This window comes from Vibrio parahaemolyticus (assembly GCF_900460535.1).
In the GTDB taxonomy this organism is placed as follows: domain Bacteria; phylum Pseudomonadota; class Gammaproteobacteria; order Enterobacterales; family Vibrionaceae; genus Vibrio; species Vibrio parahaemolyticus.
In genome coordinates this window covers 35,252-55,002 of record NZ_UHIL01000002.1, presented here as the reverse complement: position 1 = coordinate 55,002, position 19,751 = coordinate 35,252, and the positions used below count along the sequence as shown (strand labels likewise).

The 19,751-nt window shown below is 45.3% G+C and carries 19 protein-coding genes and 1 tRNA gene; 12 read left to right on the top strand and 8 right to left on the bottom strand.

Annotated elements, in window-relative coordinates:
* Window positions 1-25 precede the first annotated feature (25 nt).
* Together choW and choV are read left to right on the top strand one after the other, a co-directional pair.
* Window positions 26-868, top strand: coding sequence for a choline ABC transporter permease subunit (gene choW, locus DYB02_RS17105; protein ID WP_029803589.1), 843 nt, complete (start codon window positions 26-28; stop codon window positions 866-868).
* Between the two features lie 2 nt (window positions 869-870).
* Window positions 871-2,055, top strand: a complete 1,185-nt coding sequence (choV, locus tag DYB02_RS17100) for a choline ABC transporter ATP-binding protein (protein WP_029803587.1) — start codon at window positions 871-873, stop codon at window positions 2,053-2,055.
* A gap of 114 nt (window positions 2,056-2,169) precedes the next feature.
* Here choV and DYB02_RS17095 read toward each other — a convergent pair whose 3' ends face one another.
* Window positions 2,170-2,826: an NAD(P)H-dependent oxidoreductase gene (locus tag DYB02_RS17095; RefSeq protein WP_005499154.1), complete on the bottom strand. Its 657-nt coding sequence runs from the start codon at window positions 2,824-2,826 to the stop codon at window positions 2,170-2,172.
* A 314-nt stretch (window positions 2,827-3,140) separates the two neighbouring features.
* On the opposite strand from DYB02_RS17095, the gene DYB02_RS17090 reads away from it, so the two are divergent.
* Window positions 3,141-3,569 (top strand): globin, encoded by a 429-nt coding sequence (locus DYB02_RS17090; protein WP_029806613.1) that lies wholly within the window; start codon window positions 3,141-3,143, stop codon window positions 3,567-3,569.
* Window positions 3,570-3,687: 118 nt separating this feature from the next.
* Here the strand turns inward: DYB02_RS17090 and DYB02_RS17085 are convergent, their stop codons facing one another.
* The 3 genes from DYB02_RS17085 to DYB02_RS17075 all read right to left on the bottom strand — a co-directional run bounded on the left by DYB02_RS17085 (window position 3,688) and on the right by DYB02_RS17075 (window position 8,794).
* On the bottom strand, window positions 3,688-4,482 hold the full coding sequence (locus tag DYB02_RS17085) for a slipin family protein (RefSeq protein ID WP_029806611.1): 795 nt from the start codon (window positions 4,480-4,482) through the stop codon (window positions 3,688-3,690).
* 9 nt (window positions 4,483-4,491) lie between these two features.
* Complete coding sequence (locus DYB02_RS17080) at window positions 4,492-5,871, bottom strand: NfeD family protein (RefSeq protein WP_029806609.1); 1,380 nt, start codon at window positions 5,869-5,871, stop codon at window positions 4,492-4,494.
* Window positions 5,872-6,070: 199 nt separating this feature from the next.
* Entirely contained in the window at window positions 6,071-8,794 is a 2,724-nt protein-coding gene (locus tag DYB02_RS17075) for a bifunctional diguanylate cyclase/phosphodiesterase (RefSeq protein ID WP_029805734.1), read from the bottom strand.
* Between the two features lie 319 nt (window positions 8,795-9,113).
* Here DYB02_RS17075 and DYB02_RS25960 point away from each other — a divergent pair, with 319 nt between their 5' ends.
* The 6 genes from DYB02_RS25960 to DYB02_RS17040 all read left to right on the top strand — a co-directional run bounded on the left by DYB02_RS25960 (window position 9,114) and on the right by DYB02_RS17040 (window position 15,351).
* Window positions 9,114-9,236: a hypothetical protein gene (locus tag DYB02_RS25960; RefSeq protein ID WP_017447435.1), complete on the top strand. Its 123-nt coding sequence runs from the start codon at window positions 9,114-9,116 to the stop codon at window positions 9,234-9,236.
* Between the two features lie 183 nt (window positions 9,237-9,419).
* Complete coding sequence (locus DYB02_RS17060; RefSeq protein ID WP_029805736.1) at window positions 9,420-10,382, top strand: cytochrome-c peroxidase; 963 nt, start codon at window positions 9,420-9,422, stop codon at window positions 10,380-10,382.
* Window positions 10,375-12,732, top strand: a complete 2,358-nt coding sequence (locus DYB02_RS17055; protein ID WP_029805737.1) for an ATP-binding protein — start codon at window positions 10,375-10,377, stop codon at window positions 12,730-12,732. Before DYB02_RS17060 ends, DYB02_RS17055 begins: the two co-directional genes overlap by 8 nt.
* A gap of 89 nt (window positions 12,733-12,821) precedes the next feature.
* Window positions 12,822-13,295, top strand: a complete 474-nt coding sequence (locus DYB02_RS17050; RefSeq protein WP_021449509.1) for an OsmC family protein — start codon at window positions 12,822-12,824, stop codon at window positions 13,293-13,295.
* A 179-nt stretch (window positions 13,296-13,474) separates the two neighbouring features.
* The gene (locus DYB02_RS17045; RefSeq protein ID WP_025637039.1) at window positions 13,475-14,485 is read left to right on the top strand and encodes a DUF2804 domain-containing protein; all 1,011 of its coding nucleotides are present in this window, start codon (window positions 13,475-13,477) and stop codon (window positions 14,483-14,485) included.
* A gap of 8 nt (window positions 14,486-14,493) precedes the next feature.
* Window positions 14,494-15,351 carry a sterol desaturase family protein gene (locus tag DYB02_RS17040; protein ID WP_021821779.1) on the top strand — a complete coding sequence of 286 codons (858 nt, stop codon included), beginning with the start codon at window positions 14,494-14,496 and terminating at the stop codon, window positions 15,349-15,351.
* A 30-nt stretch (window positions 15,352-15,381) separates the two neighbouring features.
* On the opposite strand, the gene DYB02_RS17035 is transcribed toward DYB02_RS17040, so the two are convergent.
* Window positions 15,382-15,456, bottom strand: a tRNA-Gly gene (locus DYB02_RS17035).
* Window positions 15,457-15,770: 314 nt separating this feature from the next.
* Between DYB02_RS17035 and DYB02_RS17030 the strand changes: the two genes are divergently transcribed.
* The 3 genes from DYB02_RS17030 (at window position 15,771) to DYB02_RS17020 (ending at window position 17,543) form a co-directional block, all read left to right on the top strand.
* On the top strand, window positions 15,771-16,289 hold the full coding sequence (locus tag DYB02_RS17030; protein ID WP_025540540.1) for a DUF4136 domain-containing protein: 519 nt from the start codon (window positions 15,771-15,773) through the stop codon (window positions 16,287-16,289).
* Between the two features lie 110 nt (window positions 16,290-16,399).
* Window positions 16,400-16,816, top strand: coding sequence for a hypothetical protein (locus DYB02_RS17025; RefSeq protein ID WP_029806281.1), 417 nt, complete (start codon window positions 16,400-16,402; stop codon window positions 16,814-16,816).
* Between the two features lie 49 nt (window positions 16,817-16,865).
* Window positions 16,866-17,543: a DedA family protein gene (locus tag DYB02_RS17020; RefSeq protein ID WP_024700708.1), complete on the top strand. Its 678-nt coding sequence runs from the start codon at window positions 16,866-16,868 to the stop codon at window positions 17,541-17,543.
* Window positions 17,544-17,656: 113 nt separating this feature from the next.
* Here the strand turns inward: DYB02_RS17020 and DYB02_RS17015 are convergent, their stop codons facing one another.
* The 3 genes from DYB02_RS17015 to DYB02_RS17005 all read right to left on the bottom strand — a co-directional run bounded on the left by DYB02_RS17015 (window position 17,657) and on the right by DYB02_RS17005 (window position 19,458).
* A complete protein-coding gene (locus DYB02_RS17015; RefSeq protein WP_025509265.1) occupies window positions 17,657-17,980 on the bottom strand; it encodes a hypothetical protein in 324 nt (107 codons plus the stop codon).
* An 81-nt stretch (window positions 17,981-18,061) separates the two neighbouring features.
* A complete protein-coding gene (locus DYB02_RS17010; RefSeq protein WP_029806282.1) occupies window positions 18,062-18,532 on the bottom strand; it encodes a hypothetical protein in 471 nt (156 codons plus the stop codon).
* A 284-nt stretch (window positions 18,533-18,816) separates the two neighbouring features.
* Window positions 18,817-19,458 carry a murein L,D-transpeptidase catalytic domain family protein gene (locus DYB02_RS17005; protein WP_025521685.1) on the bottom strand — a complete coding sequence of 214 codons (642 nt, stop codon included), beginning with the start codon at window positions 19,456-19,458 and terminating at the stop codon, window positions 18,817-18,819.
* Between the last annotated feature and the right edge of the window lie 293 nt (window positions 19,459-19,751).

Genomic DNA, 19,751 nt, shown 5'->3' with positions numbered 1-19,751 from the left:
ACATCATCAACACAAAGGTTTTATTGTGAATTTTATTACGGACAACAAACTACCGTTGGGCCAATGGATGGAAACGGGCGTCGATTGGTTAACCATCAATGCATCCGGCTTTTTCGATGCAATCTCTATTACCCTAGAAACCATCATCATGTTTGTGGTGGATATCTTTAAATGGATGCCGCCAGCCGCTCCTATCATTATGACTGCTGCGTTAGCGTGGTTTTTGCACCGCAGTCTCCCGTTGGTCGTATTTATTGTATTGGCTCTGTTGGCAATTCTTAACCTTGGCTACTGGCAAGAAATGCTGGAAACCTTTGTTCTTGTGTTTGCAGCGACAACGATTTCCGTATTAATTGGCGTGCCACTGGGGATCATGGCAGCGCATCGCCCTTGGTTATACACGTTACTCCGACCTATTTTGGATCTGATGCAAACCGTACCGACATTTGTGTACTTGATCCCGACATTGGTTCTTTTTGGTTTAGGCATTGTACCGGGACTGATATCAACCATCATTTTTGCCATTGCAGCACCAATCCGATTGACGTATTTGGGCATCATCAAAGTGCCAGAAGAACTACTGGAAGCGGGTAAAGCATTTGGTGCAAGCCGTATGAAGTTACTGTTTAAGGTGGAGTTACCTGCGGCATTACCTAGCATCATGGCGGGGGTTACTCAATGTATTATGCTATCTCTTTCGATGGTGGTCATTGCCGCACTGGTAGGTGCAGATGGTTTAGGTAAGCCGGTTGTACGCGCACTGAACACGGTAAATATCTCGCAAGGTTTTGAAGCTGGTTTAACGATTGTTCTTGTTGCCATCATTCTTGATCGCTTATGCAAAGCACCAAACCAGAAGGAGGCTTAATCATGGACGCAATTACTATTGAAAATCTTGATGTAGTGTTTGGTCAGCAGCAATCACAAGCTTTGGCTTTGCTAGACCAAGGTAAGTCTCGTCAGGAGATCATCGACGAAACTGGTCAAGTAGTTGGTGTTGATAATGTATCTCTGACGGTCAAGCGTGGAGAAATCTGTGTATTGATGGGTTTGTCTGGTTCTGGCAAATCCAGCTTGCTTCGTACAGTAAACGGACTCAACGATATTTCTCGTGGCTCTCTGAAAATCCAAGACGGCGATGATATGGTGGAGCTCGCTAACTGTGATGAGCAGACGCTACGCCATCTACGTACACATCGAGTGTCGATGGTGTTCCAGAAGTTTGCTCTGATGCCTTGGCTAACGGTATTAGATAACGTTGCCTTTGGCCTGGAAATGCAAGGTATAGGTAAAGCAGAGCGACGTGCAAAAGCACGTGAACAGTTAGAAATGGTTGGCTTGTCAGAATGGGAGAGTAAGTTCCCGCATGAGCTTTCTGGTGGTATGCAGCAGCGCGTGGGCTTGGCGCGAGCGTTTGCGATGGATACGGACATTCTTCTCATGGATGAACCGTTTTCAGCACTTGACCCACTGATCAGAGCGCAGCTGCAAGATGAACTGATTCTGCTGCAAGAAAAGCTCAATAAAACCATTTTGTTCGTGAGTCATGACTTAGATGAAGCACTTAAAATTGGTAACAACATTGCCATTATGGAGTCGGGTAAACTGATTCAACATGGCAAACCAGAGCAGATCATTCTGGCACCAGAAACCGATTATGTGGCGGACTTCGTTGCCCACACGAATCCTCTGAATGTGCTTAAAGGTCGTTCTCTAATGAAGTCGAGTGATGCTTTGGTACGTGAAAAAGAGCGTGTGCTTATTTGTCCTGATAAAGAAATTTGGGTGACGCAAGAGTCGAAAGGCCTGAGTTTGCCGAACTCTGAACAGTCGCTGATTCAGTGGGTAAGCGAATCATCGAACCTTGATGATGTCGAATCTAACTCTCTGGTTCAGGTTAGCCCGAACATCAGCATGCGCGAAGCGATAGAGCTTAAGCAGCGCAGTAACCAGCCTCTGTTGCTGGTGGAAGATGACAAGTTGGTTGGTGTGTTGAGTGATCACGAGTTGTATGACGCGCTGCTTGGTAATTTTAAATCCGAGCAAGTGGCTTAGTTGAGATAAACGTCTGAACTGAAAGCGATACTCAACTCAAATTACACTCAAAACAAACAAGCCGCACATCAATGTGCGGCTTGTTCATTCAACAATGATGATTTCAATCAGCTTTTATAGCGTGGTGATAACATCATCCAATGCCATACGCGCTTTAGGTAAACCGTGATTGTAGTCTTCTCCATCTTTGTGGTAACCGATCGCCAGCGCAACTTCACAAACGTGGCCTTCCAACTCGTCTTTAAATTCTTCGCCAATCAGCTCAGGATCAACGCCTTCCATTGGAGTGGAGTCAATACCAAGGCGCGCTAATGTGTGCAGTAGGTTACCCAGTGCGATGTAAACTTGCGCCTTAGTCCAATGACCGTTGAAGCCATTTTCATCGGTGTTCGCTTCGGCAAATGCGTATGCGCCCATAAAGGTGTTGTACATATCTGCTGGTAGGTGACCTGAAGTGACTTCGGCATCCACGCGTTTTGCAAACTTCTCTTTTGTGAACTTAGGATCGTAAGCAAGAAGGATAGTGTGCGACGCCGTGGTTGCGTGGGGTTGGTTAAATTGGTGTTTGTTCGCGAACGTGCTGTGGAAGCGTTGTTTCGCTTCATCACTTTCAATCACGATGAATTTCCATGGTTGCGAGTTGATTGACGATGCAGACAGACGAATGGCTTCTTTGATGATGGCCATATCTTCTTGAGAAATGCGTTTTTCAGCGTCGTATTTTTTCGCTGTGTAGCGGCTGTTTAGATCTTTAATGATTTGATGAGACACGCTTTTATCCTCGTTATTCAGTTTTATATCGGCCGCTTTTAGCTTCGACAACCACGCGTACCTCGAAAGTGAGTTCATAGTACCGAATAACCAGCAATTGATAAGATGGCATTTATTTAAATCACTTTTAACTTTTTGTTGAAAATCGAACAGAGAACTTGGGAGTGATGTTTCAAACTTTGTGTTGAGAACGTGGCCTTTGCTGTTTCTTGGCCAAAATTACGAGCGTTGAGATATTCGCTTGCCCCTTGTTTGAGATATTAAATTACACTCATAAAATATGAGTTGTACTCTGGTTTTCGTTTGGAGTGGTCATGAATGTGATTGAGGTTTTCAACGACAGTTACGAGCGTTGTGTTCTCAGTGAGCACTTTTTCGAGCGGTTTTATGCCAAGTTTTGGTCGAAAGGAGAGAGCTTTCGGCAGAAATTTGAAGGCGTAGATATGCAAAAGCAAGTTCGTATGCTCAAAGGTTCGATCGTCTTTTTTATGATGACAGACACGTCTTCTGATGCGCGAAAAATGATGGAAAAGTATGGCAAAAAGCACGGTATCGGTAACATTGGTGTCAAACCCGAAGACATTGATATTTGGTTTGAAAGCTTATTGGAAACAGTACGAGAGTGTGATTATGAGTACAACTCAGACGTTGAAAAGGCATGGCGCGCTTGTTTTAAATCGGGTCTGGAAATCATGAAACGCGAATGTGGTACACCGCCAAGTAAATCCGACACGGATCAGTGATCGAAAGGTTTGTGATATCTAATATGAAGAAGCGGCCTTACTGTTTACACCAAACTCAACGAGACCAAACTAAGTCCACTCAAGTTAAACCCAAGCCGCTTCCGCCCTTATTTGAAAATTAATGTGGCGATTCTTCTTTATCCTGCCCCTGATTCTTTTTAACGGCGTTGGCAATGTCCGTCACCGCTTCGACCAAATTAATTGGCATTGGGAAGATGATGGTTGAGGTTTTGTCCGTCGTAATTTCGGTTAAGGTTTGCATATAGCGTAATTGCAGCGCGTTTGGCGCTTCGTTTAGCATTTCTGCGGCTTCTTTCAGCTTGTTCGACGCTTCCAATTCACCCGTTGCGTGAATCACTTTCGCTCGGCGGTTACGTTCCGCCTCGGCTTGTCGAGCCAGCGCGCGAACCATGCTGTCGTTCAAATCGACGTGTTTGACTTCGACGGTGGAGATTTTAATGCCCCAATCGTCGGTTTGTTGATCGAGGATGGACTGTAAATCCTTGTTGAGTCGTTCTCGTTCGGACAGCAGTTCATCCAACTCGTGTTGGCCCAGCACCGAGCGTAGCGTCGTTTGTGCTAACTGGCTGGTGGCATCGCTGTAACTTTCAATATTGTTGATTGCCATTTGTGGGTCAACCACGCGAAAATACACCACCGCGTTAACGCGCACAGAGACGTTATCTTTGGTGATCAAATCTTGTGTTGGTACATCCAGCACAATGGTTCGTAAATCAACACGCACCATTTGTTGGATGAAAGGAATCAAAATGATCAAGCCTGGGCCTTTTACTTCTTGAAATCGCCCCAGAAAGAACACCACGCCTCGTTCGTACTCGCGCAGAACCTTAAACATTTGTGTCGCTAATGCGAACAGCAGCACCACGATCACAGCAACAGTGTAGAGCATCATAAACGCCTCCTATTCTTTAGGGCGGTCATTGGGCTTCACCGTTAAGGTTAGCCCTTTAACATGAACAATGGTGACCGATTCACCTTGTTTGAGTTCTTGATCTTGTTCGGTCTTCGCTTGCCAAAATGCACCTTCAAACTGCACGCGGCCTTGTCCGTCGATGAAGTCGTCACTCACAATGGCATGTTTACCGGGGTAGGTCTCTAAACCTGTGGTGACGCCTTTTCCTCGAATCCTGAGTAAGAAACCAATAGTGAGAAGAATCAACGCGATAGAGAAAATGGCGATACCGAAAATCAACGGTAGGGCAATTTGGAAGCCCGGGAGCTCGCTGTCCATCAGGAATATTGAACCAAGCACAAATGCTACTACGCCGCCCAAGCCTAAAATGCCAAAGCTCGGGCTAAAGGCTTCGGCAATCATGAGCGCGATACCGAGTAGCAGCAGTCCTAAACCTGCGTAGTTGACGGGCATCATTTGCAGTGCGTACATCGCAAGCAGTAAGCAGATGCCGCCAAGCACACCGGGTAAACCCACTCCGGGGTTATAAAACTCGAGTAATAGGCCGTAAATGCCGATGAGCATTAGAATGTAGGCGACATTAGGATTGGTGATCACCGCAAGCATTTCTGCGCGCCAGTCCGGTGTTCTTTCAACCCAAATGGGATTGTCGAGTGACAATGTCACGGGGAGATTGTTCACCTTGACGGATTTACCGTTTATTGCGGTGACCAACTCTTCTGGCGAGTTGGCGATGACATCAATGACATTGAGTTCTAAGGCTTCTTCCGCGTCTAAACTGGCGGCTTCACTGACGGCTTTTTCTGCCCATTGTGCATTGCGGTTATGTAATTTTGCGAGCCCTTTAATGTAGGCTTTTGCGTCATTGATGACCTTTTTCTCCATGGCGGTTTTAGCCGGAACTTGATCGCCGCTCTTTTCTGCATTGGGTTTGTTTTCATCCGAGGCTTCTTTGTCTTTGCCGTCATCAGAAGAGGGCGCTTGTGGTGCACCACCTATGGCGACAGGTGTTGCTGCGCCTAGGTTGGTCGCTTCTGCCATTGCCGCAATGTGGCTGGCAAGCAGAATGTAGGTGCCCGCGCTCGCGGCTCTTGAGCCTGAAGGCCCAACCCAAGTCGCAATCGGTGTGGTCGAGGTTGTGATGGCGTGAATAATGTCTCTCATCGCGCTATCTAGCCCGCCAGGGGTATCCATTTTGAGAATCACTAGGCTCACGCCGTTGATTTGAGCTTGTTTAATTTCCCTAGTGAGGTAGTCACTGTTGGCTGGGCCAATTGCCCCTTTTACGGGCACAATCCAAACCGTATTTGCAAGTATTTGGCCAGCAAATAGAAGCAGCGGTAGTAGCCATATCCATGTCCGTTTCATGCAGTCCTCCTTGTCCGGTGACAGGGACTTATTGAAAACCTTGTTTAAAGTATATACGCAGACATTTATATCGGGTTGAAACCGTGTTCGATCATCAGTGCGATGCAATACTGAGTCTTACTTGGCAAGAAGCAGAGAGATTGGGGAACAAAAAAGGCAAAGCGACAGAGGCTGCTTTGCCTTGGGAGGGGGAGCTAGATTAACAGGGGGGCAAGCCAGAAAACTGAGCGAATGCGTCTTCTCGAGTCATCGGTTTATAGAAGTAGAAACCTTGTAACTCATCTATATTCCACACTTTTAGTTTGCGGACTTGGCTGGCCGTCTCGACGCCTTCTGCGACGATGGTTAATCCCAACTCTTGCGACATATTGGCAATGTTTCGCACGAGCGTTTTGGCTCGGTCGTTGGTTTCAATTTCATCCACGTACGATTTGTCGAGTTTGACGATGTCTAGCGGGAAGTTGCACACGCTGCTGAATGATGCGTAGCCCGTACCAAAATCATCCAGCGCCAGTTGTACGCCCAGTTGTTTGATTTCGTTGATGCAGTGGATGGATTCCGTTTCGCCGCCCATCAGCATACTTTCGGTGATTTCTAGCACCAAATGACCTGCAGAGATGTTGTGCTCTTCAATCATGGTTTGCAGGAATGAAATCAACCGTGAATGGTAGAAATGCTGCGCACTCAGGTTGACGTGCACCGTCAGTGGCGGCAAGCCTTGGCTGTGTCTCTTTGTGTTCAGTTTGCCGATAAAATCACAAGACTGATTGAGAATGGACTCTCCAAGTTCCACAATCAGTTTCCCTTGCTCTGCAAGTGGAATAAAGATCAACGGCGAGATAATGCCGAGCGTTGGATGCGGCCATCGAGCCAATGCTTCAAAGCCAATGATTTCACCTGATTTCGCGTTCACGATTGGTTGAAAATAAGGAATGATGTTGTCTTGTCGAATTGCTACTTCCAAGTCGCGATGGATGATCATCGACGTTTCTGCCTGCTCAGATAACTCACCATCAGCGACCAACACTTCATGCATGTGACGACCGCTCATTGACTGCGCAGAGTAACGAGCTACAAGCAATAGGTGCTCAAGGGATTGGTGGGTGATTTTAGGGTCAACCATCACGGCTTTGCTGTCGAGCGACAACATAATCCCAGAGAGTTCGATTTTGTAAGATAGCTGATTTAACAGTCGGTTTGCCGCTTCCAACGCGTCGCTGTGACCGCTTGCGTTGGGAAGAATGACGATGAACTCATGCTCACTAATCCGACCAATTTGGTGAGTGCCCAAATGGTCGCGCAACAAAGTCGAGATGTACTGGATCGCCTCATCAAAAATCAGGTGTCCGTACACTTCAGCGATTTGTTTGAGGCTCTTACTTGTGATGTAAATGAACGAGAAGTGATTCGGCTGGTGTTTCACCAACTCTTCAAGTGCACCTAAGATCACTGGGCGATTACAAAAGCCAGACACAGGATCAAAATCGGTCAGCTTTTGAATCATCTCAGCTTGTTGTTTGTTTTCACTCAAATCTTGCAACAGCAGCATCAAGGCGGTGTGCCCGTTGTGCTGAATCAGTGTTGCTTCTATTAAACAATCGATGGTTTCGCCATGGCTGTCTAGCATCTGTGCTTCAAACTGATTGCGGCCATGTTGAAGCTCTCGATACATTGCATCAACACGACACTCATCAACAGTCGTAGGGCAGAGCGTGTCTAATGGCTGCTCAAGAAGGTCGGATTTTTTATAACTCAGTAGTTCAAGCGCTCGATGGTTGGCGTCGACGATTTCACGTTCAATAACGATCAGCATGCCTAACGATGAGCTGTGGTAAAGTGCGCCGAATTTCTCCATGGAGTCTTTCAGCTGTAACTGAGTCATAGACGTGTTTTCAGAGAGCTTTTGCACAAGCTTTGTCGCGAGTTCTAACTCATCGAACTTTACGGACTGCAAACCTTCAAGCTGATATTGGGAGGCGATTTCGTTAATGCCTTCGGCAAAGTGGCTAAAGCGTGTTGCCACCTTTCTTTTGAAGATGAAAAACGTGCTGGTAGCAATGACTGACGCTACCACCCCAACCGTCGCAAAGAGGTAAATAAAGAGTGTATTACCTTTTGAATAGTGTTCGCGTTTGGTTTGTGTTTTCAACCACGCAATCGGCTCACCCGCGAGATCGCTGATTGGGGTCCATTTGATGATGGACTCTGAGGTTTTATCGATGCTTTTAGTTTTGGCATGATCGACAGGATTAAACGACTTGGTCACGAGCGTATTGTTGGCAGACATCATCGCTTTAAAGTCGCCAGGGAAACGCTCAGACAGATTGCGTCCCCACAGCATCCAGCCGTTCGAAGGACGATCTCCTTCGCTGTTGCGAACCGGCGCTAAGCTCAACCCCCAAATGTTGTCATTGATCTTAAATATGCCCGCCAAACTTTCGCGGTGAACATCAAGCTTACTGTTCATCGCCAAAATATGCTGTTGGAGGAGTGGCACGGACACGACTTTATTGTTTAGTGAGGATGAAGACTCTGGTGTGTTTTCACGACTCAATGACACTAAGGACTGCCCATCCAGTGTGATAAACGACATCAAATCGAGGTTCAGCGCATCAAGGGTTTCGACATATAAGTTGCGTTCGCTGTAACCTGCGATGTCACGGTGTGTGAAAAGGTCATAGGTCTCATCCCAGTAAGCCCAATCATAGGAACTTCCTTCTTGCTGAGTCACCATCATGTCAATTACGGCTATAGCTTGCTGACTTGAGTGGTCAATTTCCATGTTTTCCAACTCATCTAAGCTGTACAGGAAAAAGTATCGGCTGATAAAAAGGAAACTAATTATCATCCCGAGCAGACCGAGCGAGAAATACAAGGCAGTCTTGTAGCGAAGATTTAAGTTAAACAAGCGAGGTGTTTGCATTAAAAAATAGTTATAAGTATTAGTTTTAAAAAAGTGTACGACATATCATATTTGAAATAGTTGATGCTCGTCCAACTTGTCGACATCCATTTTCGCTCGCTTATCTAGGTTATACAGTGAGTTAACCGATTGCTTTTTAAGCAAAACGAGCAGTAAATTAATAAAAAAGTAGATAGTACAATCGCTTAGATAACAGCGCGTCTAGCACGTCATTTTTTGCAAAAAATTTTGTTGATTGTTTAACACGCCTTGATACAAGCATCCGTTTTTCATTCGCCTGTTGACGTAGTAAACTGCGAAAAAACAACAGGAAATTGTGATGTTTATAGTTCAACGCTTGGTCAAATTGGCCATCATCTGTGTCATCTTCTTCACCATCTTTGATTTGATTGCTTACGGTGAAGTCACTTGGTTTTATCGCCTGCTTGCCTTCATCAACTAGCCACGCTCTATTGCCTTCCTGACGCGAGTTCGAATTCTATTGGACTCGCTCTGTCTGTTTTTATCTCTCTCCCTCTTGAGCTTTATACGAAACAAAATCATACCTTTTACTCTCGCCTGAAAATGGCAAAAAATCGCATTTGCAACTAGGTTCATAGTTAGGGCGTTCTAGGAAGTTCAAGTTATGAGGCTGAGTACAGCTATCAAATGGGGTGCCGCCGTGCTATTCGTTTGTACCGCATCATCCGTCAGTGTTGCAAAAGCAGAAGTCGAACTTGTTTTGCCTATCGAGGGCGATCCGGTCGTCGACGTTAAGTTAGCGCGGATTGGTTGGTATTTATTTAGAGATCCCAACTTGTCATCGAATGGTAAAGTCAGTTGTGAAAGTTGCCACAATCTACAAACGAATGGCGCGCAAAACACAGCCGTAGCAGCAGGTGTAAAAGGGGCAGGAATACGAAACGCGATCACGGTTTTTAATGCGTCACTGAATTACCGACTGTTATGGGATGGCTCGTCGAATACGTTAGTCTCTCAAATGGATGGCCCAATTCACGACCCGTTAGAAATGGACTCCAACTGGCCGAAGATTGAAAGCTACGTTCAAAACAACGAGCAATATCAAGCGCTGTTTAAACGCGCTGGAAACCTGCCAATTTCTATCGACAACATCAAAGCGTCCATTGTTGAGTTTGTGAAAGGGCTTGAAACTCCAGGCGCGCCGTTTGATGCCTACTTATTGGGTTACACGCATGTTTTGAGTGAGAAAGCGAAACGCGGTTGGAAAACCTTCCAGAAAGCTGGTTGCGTACAATGTCATCAAGGGAAAAATGTTGGCGGCGCGATGATTCAACGCTTCGCTTACTTTGAGCATAAACCCGTGCAGAAAGACACAGGTCGCCATTTACTCACAACGGAAGGGGATGAGGGGTATTATTTCCGTGTTGCCAGTTTAAGAAACGTCGCATTAACGGGGCCGTATTTTCATAACGGGCAAGTGACCACCCTTGCTGAGGCGATTCAAATCATGTCGCAAACGCAGCTTGGTATTACGATGAGTGATAGCAACATCGAAGACATCGAAGCGTTCTTGACGTCACTCAGCGCCCCAAGGCCAGTAATATTAGAGGTGCTGGAAAATGAATAAGTTTAGGTTGGTCAATTCATGCTTATTTATTGCGATGCTGGTGGCGTGCACCTTTGCCTACATGGCTCACATTAATTCCAAGAGTACGCAACAACTTCATAGCGCGCTTTCTGAGGTCGGCCATCAGCTGATTGAAGAACGCGATGTGATTGTGAATCAGTATGCCATCAAGGAGCGAAAGAACTTCGAGCTCACTAAATCGTTGGTTGATATTGAAGTGGAAGCGGAAAAATTGGCTGATACCTTCGATAACGCCGTTTGGTTTCCCATCTCACCCAACCGCCAGAAAATACAACAGACGTTAGCCAAGTTTGAGCAACGAGTTATTCAAACCACTTCGCAATTAGACATGTTGATTGGGGTACAAGTCGAAAATCAATACGCTTTGCTGATGCTGTTGGACATCTATGAAGAGGAGTTTTCGACGCACATTGGTGAAACGCAATTAGATAAACATTACGTCGAGTTTTTTAGCCGCGACTTAGTGAATCAAAGTGGGGAGCAAAGCGAAAGTGGCGCGAACTTTTTGGGGCGCTTACATGAAAGCGATAAAAAAATCGAGCTGTTGACCAATGAGCTACTGGATCACAATTACTTTGTGTTTGTGGAAGAGGCCGAGCACTCACTTCTTGATCTCGCCCAAAATGAGGCGCGCTTCACTTGGCTGTTTGTGTTTGTCGCAGTGATGTTGTTAGTCGGGTCGTTCTTGTATCAACTGCAATACCGAATGCACAACTTGAAGCAGCTTAACTCGGAGTTGGAAGCCGAGACTGACAAAGCAGAGCGAGCCGCGAAGGCTAAATCCAGCTTTCTTGCTGCAATGAGTCACGAATTAAGAACGCCAATGAATGGGGTGCTCGGGATTTCTCAGTTGATTGCAGAGGAAACCAAAGAGCCCGTCACCAAAGAGCACATTAAGGTGATTCTGGATTCAGGGCAGCATTTAATGACTATCCTCAACGACATCTTGGACTTTTCTAAAGTTGAGGAAAATAAGCTAGAACTGGAAGAAGCCCCGTTTCATCTTGAGCAAGTCTTAACTCCGGTTTGCAGCGCCATACAACCGTTAATTGATGAAAAAAGCATTGAGCTGATTGTTGAGAACGACGTTCCGAACAACACCGAGTTCACAGGCGATTGTGCTCGACTTCGCCAAATTCTGTTTAATTTGGCGGGTAACGCCGTGAAGTTTACCAATGAAGGGCACGTACTGATTCGTACCGAGTTAAATAGTGAAGACAAACAGCTGTTGATCATCGTCAGTGATACGGGGATCGGTATCGCGCCCGATAAACAAGGGCGAGTATTTAACTCCTTCGAGCAAGCAGATTCTTCAACTACAAGAAGGTTTGGAGGAACGGGTTTAGGGTTGGCCATCGTTAAAAAGCTCACTGAACTTATGGGTGGTTCTATTACCTTAAAGAGCGTAGAAGGGGTTGGCACGCAGTTTATTGTCACTTTGCCGATACCATGGAATGAGAGCGAAAAACCGAGCCCGCAGCATACGCCAGTTCAAACCCGAAGCACTCAGAACTTGCGCATTTTGTTGGCAGAAGATAACCGCGTAAATGCTTTGGTGGCGAAAGGCTTTTGCGAAAAGTTAGGGCACGCAGTGGATGTCGCAGAAAACGGGCTGGTTGCTGTAGAAAAGGCACGCGACAACGACTATGACCTTATCTTGATGGATAATCACATGCCAGAGATGAATGGTGTCGAAGCGACTCGTTTTATTCGCGAAAAGCTAGGGGTAAAGACGTTGTTGTTTGCCTATACTGCGGATGTCTTTCGTGAGGCCCATGACCACTTTATCGCGGCAGGTGCCGATCATGTCCTAACCAAGCCTCTACAGCGGGAAAGTTTTGCTGACGCTTTGAAGCAATTCAGTGCGAGGCTCAAAGTGAAACAAACTGAAGAGGTATCGCCAGCGAGCAATGTATTGCAACTGCAACGTAAGCCGATTGAAAACTTGAGGCTGACGGAAGAAGAACTGTCGAACTCCGAAATGTTGGCGTCCCTCAAAGAACATCCGAATGAGTTACTTGATCTGCTCAACAGCATCATCACCGATTTTGAACTGGCGGTTGATGACCTGATTGAAAACTTTATGCAGAGCGATTTCGACTCTCTCAAATTGACGATGCATACGACCAAGGGAATGGCGTTGAATTTAGGGCTGAAGATACTGGCTAGCCAAGCGCTGGAACTCGAAACACAGTTAAAAATGAAGCAAGTGCCAGCGATTGAACAGCTACAGATGTTGATCAATCGCCTCCAAGTGAATATTCATCAAGGACACCGCTTGAGAGATGAGTTAGTAAAAGCGCAACAAAACTCAGAACAGGTGCTTTGAAGAGGCTTTTCGCTCATTTCACTCAGTGTCTGTTTTCTTTCCGTATTGAGCTGTGATTTACTACACCACTCAACAAGCAGGGAATGAGTATGAGTAAGCACACGGCATTAATAACGTGGCAACGCCAGGCCAATGAAATCTTTAGCGATAATCAATACAGTCGAGCGCACACTTGGCGCTTTGATGGCGGTTTGTTAGTTCCTGCTTCGCCATCTCCTCATGTTGTTCCGTTGCCGCTGTCGGTAGAAGAAAACGTCGATCCCGAAGAGGCGTTTGTTGCGGCACTTTCTAGTTGCCATATGTTGGTTTTCCTTTCGATTGCAGCAAAGCGTCGTTATGTGATCGACTCTTATGTTGATGCAGCTGAAGGGGAGTTGACCGTTGGTGAAAATGGAAAAGAGTGGGTTTCGAGAGTGGTGTTAAATCCGAAAGTTGTATTTTCTGGTGATAAGCAGCCAAGCTATGAGCAATTGGAAAAAATGCATCACATGGCGCATGAAAACTGTTTTATCGCGAATTCGGTGAAAACGGAGATCGTGACCAATATTCTTTATTCTGATTAATGCTCTATAGCCAAGCTAAAACTCTAAATCGCAGTGATAGTGATGAGATATGAGTGATCTGTTTCACACTATTGCTTCGTTGCCTGCCTTAAATGCGTGATTGTTGTGCAGTCGCGCAACTCGTTTGTTGTTAAATTAATGTTAATCTTGTGCCATGTGTGATTAGTAAAGTCAGAATCATGGACGTAATTAAGCCTTTGGACTCGTTTATTCAGCAAGATGGTATGCCGGTTTTTGGGCACCTGTCGGCGATTCCAAGATCACTCGATTTAGAGTCATTTCAATATCTCAATGAGATGGACAATCCTGTATCGAAGTGGCGAAAACATTTCGATTACAAGCAGTTCCAGTTCGTGTCTCTCGTGACGCCTGACTATGTCGTCGGAATTGCTATTGCCGATATTCGCTATTTGGCCTCCGGATTTTGTTATTTGTTCGATATTAAGCGCAATGCACTCACCGAGCAGCAATGGCTTAAACCTTGTCAGCTTGGTTATCAGACTCAACCATCGAGCTGGTTGAGCAAAGCGCATCTCGCGAACAATATAATTCAGTTCTCCATTGAGGAGGGTCAGTGGCATGTTCAGTTTGTGACGCCTTCCGTTAACGCCAACATTACACTGCATCCTCAGCCACAAAGTCTGCCTCTTATGCTCTCTACGCCAACGGGTTACTCCGGATGGACGTATACGCAAAAACACAACGCGCTGACGGTAACAGGGAATCTATTTATTCTGGGTGAAGAGCAAGATCTGTCACAGGTTGCTGCGGGTTATGATTTCTCGGCGGGTTACATGCGAAGGGAAACGAGCTGGCGCTGGGCGAGTATCAACCATAAAGATGGCGACAAAAGTTTGGGCCTCAACCTCGCCGCTGGCGTAAACGAAACCGGGTTTTGTGAAAATGTACTGTGGGTGGATGGTGAAAGGCATTTGCTTAATCCGGTGCAGTTTCAATTTTCACGTCAGAATCCACGTACTGATTGGCGCATCACCTCCGAAGATGGTTGCGTAGACTTAGTGTTTGAGCCTATCAATCAACGTTCTGAGAAAAAGAACTTCTGGTTTTTGAAAAGTAACTTTCGTCAATATATCGGTCACTTTTCAGGGTTTGTTGTGGATGGCAATGGCAGTAAGCACGAACTCGACGGTGTTGTGGGTTTAACGGAAGATCACTACGCAAAATGGTAGATAAGACAATGGATTGGTCACAAATCATGGAACGACCGGAGCTCTTGCTTATGGCTTTGGCTCCTATCTTTTTTCTCTGCATCGCCGCGGAATACGGTTTGGGACAGCGTCGAGGTAAACTGCCTGACAGCGCACAATATTATTTGCCGGAAGTGGCGTGTAACTTTGTGTTGGCGGGATTACATCAAGCTGCTGATATTTTAACGGGGTTGCTGATTGCGCATTTCTACTTGTGGATGTTTGATTGGCGATTATTTGATATCGAAATGAGTGTATCGGCCTTCTTGCTTCTTATGTTGCTGCAAGACTTTTTCTATTACTGGTTCCACCGTGCTAGCCATCGTATTCGTTGGATGTGGGCGGCACATGTGGTGCATCACAGTTCAGAAAGAATGAATTTTAGTACGGCGTTTCGCCAAAGCTTGATGTACCCATTGGCGGGGATGTGGCTGTTCTGGCTACCTTTGGTCATTATTGGTTTTGACCCTAAATGGGTAGTATTCGTGGTGTTGTTGAATCTAGGTTTGCAGTTCTTTGTGCACACGCAGTCGATTCGTTCACTTGGCCCACTGGAGTGGGTATTCAACACGCCGTCTCACCACCGAGTGCATCACGGGATCAATCGTCAATATATTGATAAAAATTACGCAGGCGTTTTGATTATCTGGGATCGAATGTTTGGCACTTTTGAACCAGAAATAGAAACAGTTCGTTATGGCATTTCTAAACCGGTAAACAGCTTCAACCCAATCAAGGTGACGTTTGCAGAATGGAAAGATATGTTCAACGAGGTACGTCGACCAAATTTAACATGGCAACAACGTTGGCGCTGTTTGTTTGCTCCGCCTTCGGATTCAACTGAGTAACTTAGAAAAGAATTTCTTGGGAGTAGATATTGGAGCGGGCAGCGGGAATCGAACCCGCATCATCAGCTTGGAAGGCTGAGGTAATAGCCATTATACGATGCCCGCGCATCGATAGGACTCAGCTAATATGCCACATTGATTTCAAAAGAAAAGTCTTTTTTCATCAGTCGCTTGTCAGTTGTATAAAAAATTGCCTTCTTGGTGAAAAAATACGCTTTCGATGAACTTAAATGGCTTCCTGATGATGCTCGACGAAAATGACACCGTTATGTGACAGAGCTGGCTCATTAATCGTCAATCCATTTGATGGTTTAATCATCACCTGACATTGAACACTTATCATTCATGGTCAAGACTCAATATTGAAATGACACAACTTTATTGTCAGCCGTATAAGTAAAAAAACGAGGAGAGCGCGTATGTGGAAAACAGTAACAATTGGGGCAATGGCGCTTTTGATGGCCGCTTGTACGACAGTAACAACAGACGTGGATAAACAAGCGGACTTCGCTTCTTACAAAACGTTTGATTTTGGTACTCAAAATGATGCTCCAGCAAGTATCGATGGACGCCGTATAGAGCAAGGTTTGGCTGCTCAACTGGAATCGAAAGGGCTTTCTCGAGTTGCAAGTGGGGGTGATTTATACGTTCATCACGATATCGTTGAGGAGTCGGAGTTGGTATCGTCTGGTTCTTCTTTTAGCGTCGGTTATGGATGGAACAGCTTTGGTGTGATTACATCAAGCCCTGAACGATATAAAGAACGCAAATACGGGAAGTTAGTGGTAGAGCTGGTGGATAGTAAGGCGAACCAAGTTGTGTGGAAAGGCGTTTCAAGCCGCAAGTTAACCGAATCAATGAGTACTGAGAAAAGGGAAAATTTGATCACAGAAGAAGTGGCGAAAATGTTCGAAAACTACCCATATGGCGAGAACTAAGTCCTCAGTTATATCAAACTGAGTGGCTAAAACCACGAGGCGAGAATTTCGATTGCAAATTCTCGCCCTCAGAGTTAAAAGTACGTATTACTGTGATGTAGGTGAACGTTGTGCGTGCTCTTCTTATTAGCTTTTTCGGGCTATTTCTGAGCTTATTGGCGGTTTCTGTCGGCCAAGAATCAACGTCGCCTGAAACTACTCACCACTACAGCGTCGGCAGTGCGTTTTATGATGAAGACGCACAAGTTTCCGAAACGCCACTAGCACCACCTTTTCATTCGTTGGCTAGCCTGTTAAATCGCAATGCACTGCGAGTTCATGATTCAAAATCAGAGCCTGATGAGCTCGATATCGGTTGGTTCGAAACGTTGGCTCCTCATTGGAACCGCGCTTTATCAGAAACGCCATATTTGAACGTGGGTCTGACTGTTTTTCTTGGTCTTGCGAAAGACTTCTCTCATTCAAAATATCAAATTGGAGATGGGTTAGGCTCTAATCTTATCTATCGGTTTATTCACGCTCGATAGTCCTAAGCATCTACCTTGTTGTTATTTAGTGATGTTTAGGAGCTTTTTTATGTTTGATTCAATGATGGGCGTCTTGCTTGCCTTTTGGCATCAAGACTTTTCTGCACTTATGGCGCCAGGAAGTGCAGGGATTATCTATCTTGTCGTGGCGACATTAATCTTTTTGGAAAGTGGTTTTATTCCTGCTGCGCCATTTCCGTGCGATAGTGTGGTGGTATTGTCTGGCACACTTGCGGCGGTAGGCGTGCTTGATCCTATTGCCATCATGTTGGTGATTATTGTGAGTGCGGGCTTAGGAAGTTGGGCGGCATACTTGCAAGGAAAATGGCTAAACCGCCTACCTAAAGTTCAAGGCTGGGTGAATGCTGTCCCACAGAAAAGACTCGAACAAGTCGATGTTCTTTTGGGTAAACATGGTTTAATTGCATTGTTTTGTGCGCGTTTCATTCCTGTGGTGCGTTCGCTTTTGCCATTGATGATGGGATTACGTGTGAAACGCGTGTCGAAGTTCCATTACTTTGCATGGCTGAGCGCCATATTGTGGACGTTGTTACTGTGCGGCTTTGGCATGCTCCTGCCTTTGCTTCCGGAGAATATCAGCAAGATGGTGACGATGGGGTTAATGGCTGCGCCAGTGATTACTCTTACTATTGCTGTGATGAGTTTTGTGATCCTCAAGGTGCGCAAAGCGCGGTTTAAATCTAAGGCGGCGTCTCAGCTCTCTTAACAATGGTTCACTCATGTGTAACTAGGATATTGATGTAAGCAAAAGGCGCAGAGAATGCGCCTTTTGTTTTTGGAACTGTTGACCCTTTACCGAGTTCTTCATTCTCGCTGGTGTCAGTAGCCCACGCGGTAGAGCTGCTCACCAACTTCTTTACACTGTGTTTGATAGAACTGTTCTATCTCAGAATCGTTGTTGTCTTGTGCTTTAAACTCGGTTTCGGTGGAAGAGAGTTGGCTAAAGCTGTAACCACGTTCAGACATCAAGTAATGACGAAAAACGGCTCGGTGCTCTGGTATCGCGTTACGAGCATTGGAAGCATTTGCGCATTCCAATAGCGTTTCGTTTGTCATTTTGTCCGCGTTTGTGTCTGTATTTGCAAATGTTGGTACTGCAGTGAAAAGTAGGGCCGTTAACGCTGCTGCTGTGAATTTTTTCATAAATAGACCTCGAATCAGATCAGATAAATTTGAGGACATCCATGCCTGGTGTGACATGCTTCCTTGTTTTTCTTTGTGGTATCAAACTGTGATGATCGATTCGCGGCCGTGTTTAAACACGTACAGTAAATTCGCCTCTTTCCGCCCTGATAAACGATAGAGAGAACGTTGGCTTTTTAACATGCCATAGCTATCAGTAGGCAACGGAATAGTTTGCCACGCTAACTCTTTTAATGGAGGAGGCAAAAATGCGACAAGTAGATGGTATTCAGATTCAAAGCTGAGGGAGAGCGAACCGTCATCAGTAGACGTTCGGCGGTAACTCACCAGAGCGAACAAGTCTCGCTTGATGTGGCGCTCAAACCCATCAGAACCCCAATAGTGTTGTTGTGCTTCTGAGTGTGGGGCGTTGACTACGGATTGAAAATCAGATTGCACGAGTTTGTCGAGGCGTTCTGACGTCACGTGATTTGTATTGTGGTGCGCTGCATACAAATGCCCAGAGAGCATGGTCAGTGTCAGCACAAATAAAATACGAAGAAGATAACGCAAAAAACAATCCTAAACGTCAGTGGGTATAGATTTGGGCAATACATCAGTCGGTAAGTGACCAATTGTGCGTATACTAACGAGACGAAACAGGAATGAACAGTATTTTAAGCGAATCTAACCAACACCTGAAAAAGCGCTAATAGATTCATGACGTGATTGACCCTCAAAGATTACACAAATATTGGCGTTGTTCTGCTCGACATGCGATTTTACCCGCGACTTGTGAGAACATCAGGCAACAAAAAAGGGAGCTAGGCTCCCTTAGTATTGATGTTCAGCGTGGTTTACGCGCTGGCGTAGATCACGCTGCCACCTTTAATCGTATCAATGATTTCGCGTGACAGCTTTTGAGGTAACGCTGGGCAACCCCAACTGCGTCCCAAGTAACCATTCTTTTTAATGAAAGAAGGATTCGCATAGTCTGCGCCGTGTACAACGATGTAGCGCTCGCGAGCTTTGTCATTAAGGCCAGAGCTAAGACCATCTAGTCGCAGCGAATAGCCGTTAGAACCGTAGTATGTTGTGTCTGTCAAAAACGTGCCAAGTGATGTTTTGCGAGAATTCACGACATTCGAAAACTGTGTTGCTGTTTTCTTTCCGCTATTCACACCATGAGCCACGTAAGTGTTGTAGATCAGCTTCTTTTTGTTTACGTCCACAACATAAAAACGTTTTTCGGTCGATGGTTTGCTGTAATCAATAATGGTTAGTATCGACTTCTTTCTGTCTGGTGTTTTTTGGTAAGCGATAAAGGCATCGCGAAACAGTTTAAAGTCGATGACGCCATTGAGTTTGGCTTCTTTATATGTGTTTTCAATAACTTGTTGGGATACGCGGTTCTCTGTCTTGCTATTTGGGTGTTGCGCCATTGCAAAAGGAGAAACCGACAAACATGTCCATATCAACAATAAAAATAACTTTTTCATTTTGACTAAATAAAAACTCTTTGGTGTTACAAATTTATCGATTGCTTCATGCACTCGTTAAAACAACTTGCACATCAATATAATTATATTCCCAATGTTTCTTATTATGCACAAAAGCACGTAATGTTGGGGTTCCATTAAGTTTCAAGGGTTCTGTCTAACCAATTGAAACTGCTTAATATTAATAAGTTAATCGTTGCTTTTGAAAAACTTCGACGTAAATACTAGCCGATTTCTCTAATTAATAAAACTGTGTTTAGCAATATTTTTGATAGAGTAAAGTTAAAAAACAA

Excerpts from the sequence above, each read along its gene's own strand:
- choV (WP_029803587.1), top strand. The coding sequence starts at position 871 with ATGGACGCAATTACTATTGAAAATCTTGATGTAGTGTTTGGTCAGCAG.
- DYB02_RS17090 (WP_029806613.1), top strand. The coding sequence starts at position 3,141 with ATGAATGTGATTGAGGTTTTCAACGACAGTTACGAGCGTTGTGTTCTC.
- DYB02_RS17085 (WP_029806611.1), bottom strand. The coding sequence starts at position 4,482 with ATGATGCTCTACACTGTTGCTGTGATCGTGGTGCTGCTGTTCGCATTA.
- DYB02_RS17080 (WP_029806609.1), bottom strand. The coding sequence starts at position 5,871 with ATGAAACGGACATGGATATGGCTACTACCGCTGCTTCTATTTGCTGGC.
- DYB02_RS17075 (WP_029805734.1), bottom strand. The coding sequence starts at position 8,794 with ATGCAAACACCTCGCTTGTTTAACTTAAATCTTCGCTACAAGACTGCC.
- DYB02_RS25960 (WP_017447435.1), top strand. The coding sequence starts at position 9,114 with ATGTTTATAGTTCAACGCTTGGTCAAATTGGCCATCATCTGTGTCATC.
- DYB02_RS17060 (WP_029805736.1), top strand. The coding sequence starts at position 9,420 with ATGAGGCTGAGTACAGCTATCAAATGGGGTGCCGCCGTGCTATTCGTT.
- DYB02_RS17055 (WP_029805737.1), top strand. The coding sequence starts at position 10,375 with ATGAATAAGTTTAGGTTGGTCAATTCATGCTTATTTATTGCGATGCTG.
- DYB02_RS17050 (WP_021449509.1), top strand. The coding sequence starts at position 12,822 with ATGAGTAAGCACACGGCATTAATAACGTGGCAACGCCAGGCCAATGAA.
- DYB02_RS17045 (WP_025637039.1), top strand. The coding sequence starts at position 13,475 with ATGGACGTAATTAAGCCTTTGGACTCGTTTATTCAGCAAGATGGTATG.
- DYB02_RS17040 (WP_021821779.1), top strand. The coding sequence starts at position 14,494 with ATGGATTGGTCACAAATCATGGAACGACCGGAGCTCTTGCTTATGGCT.
- DYB02_RS17030 (WP_025540540.1), top strand. The coding sequence starts at position 15,771 with ATGTGGAAAACAGTAACAATTGGGGCAATGGCGCTTTTGATGGCCGCT.
- DYB02_RS17020 (WP_024700708.1), top strand. The coding sequence starts at position 16,866 with ATGTTTGATTCAATGATGGGCGTCTTGCTTGCCTTTTGGCATCAAGAC.
- DYB02_RS17015 (WP_025509265.1), bottom strand. The coding sequence starts at position 17,980 with ATGAAAAAATTCACAGCAGCAGCGTTAACGGCCCTACTTTTCACTGCA.
- DYB02_RS17005 (WP_025521685.1), bottom strand. The coding sequence starts at position 19,458 with ATGAAAAAGTTATTTTTATTGTTGATATGGACATGTTTGTCGGTTTCT.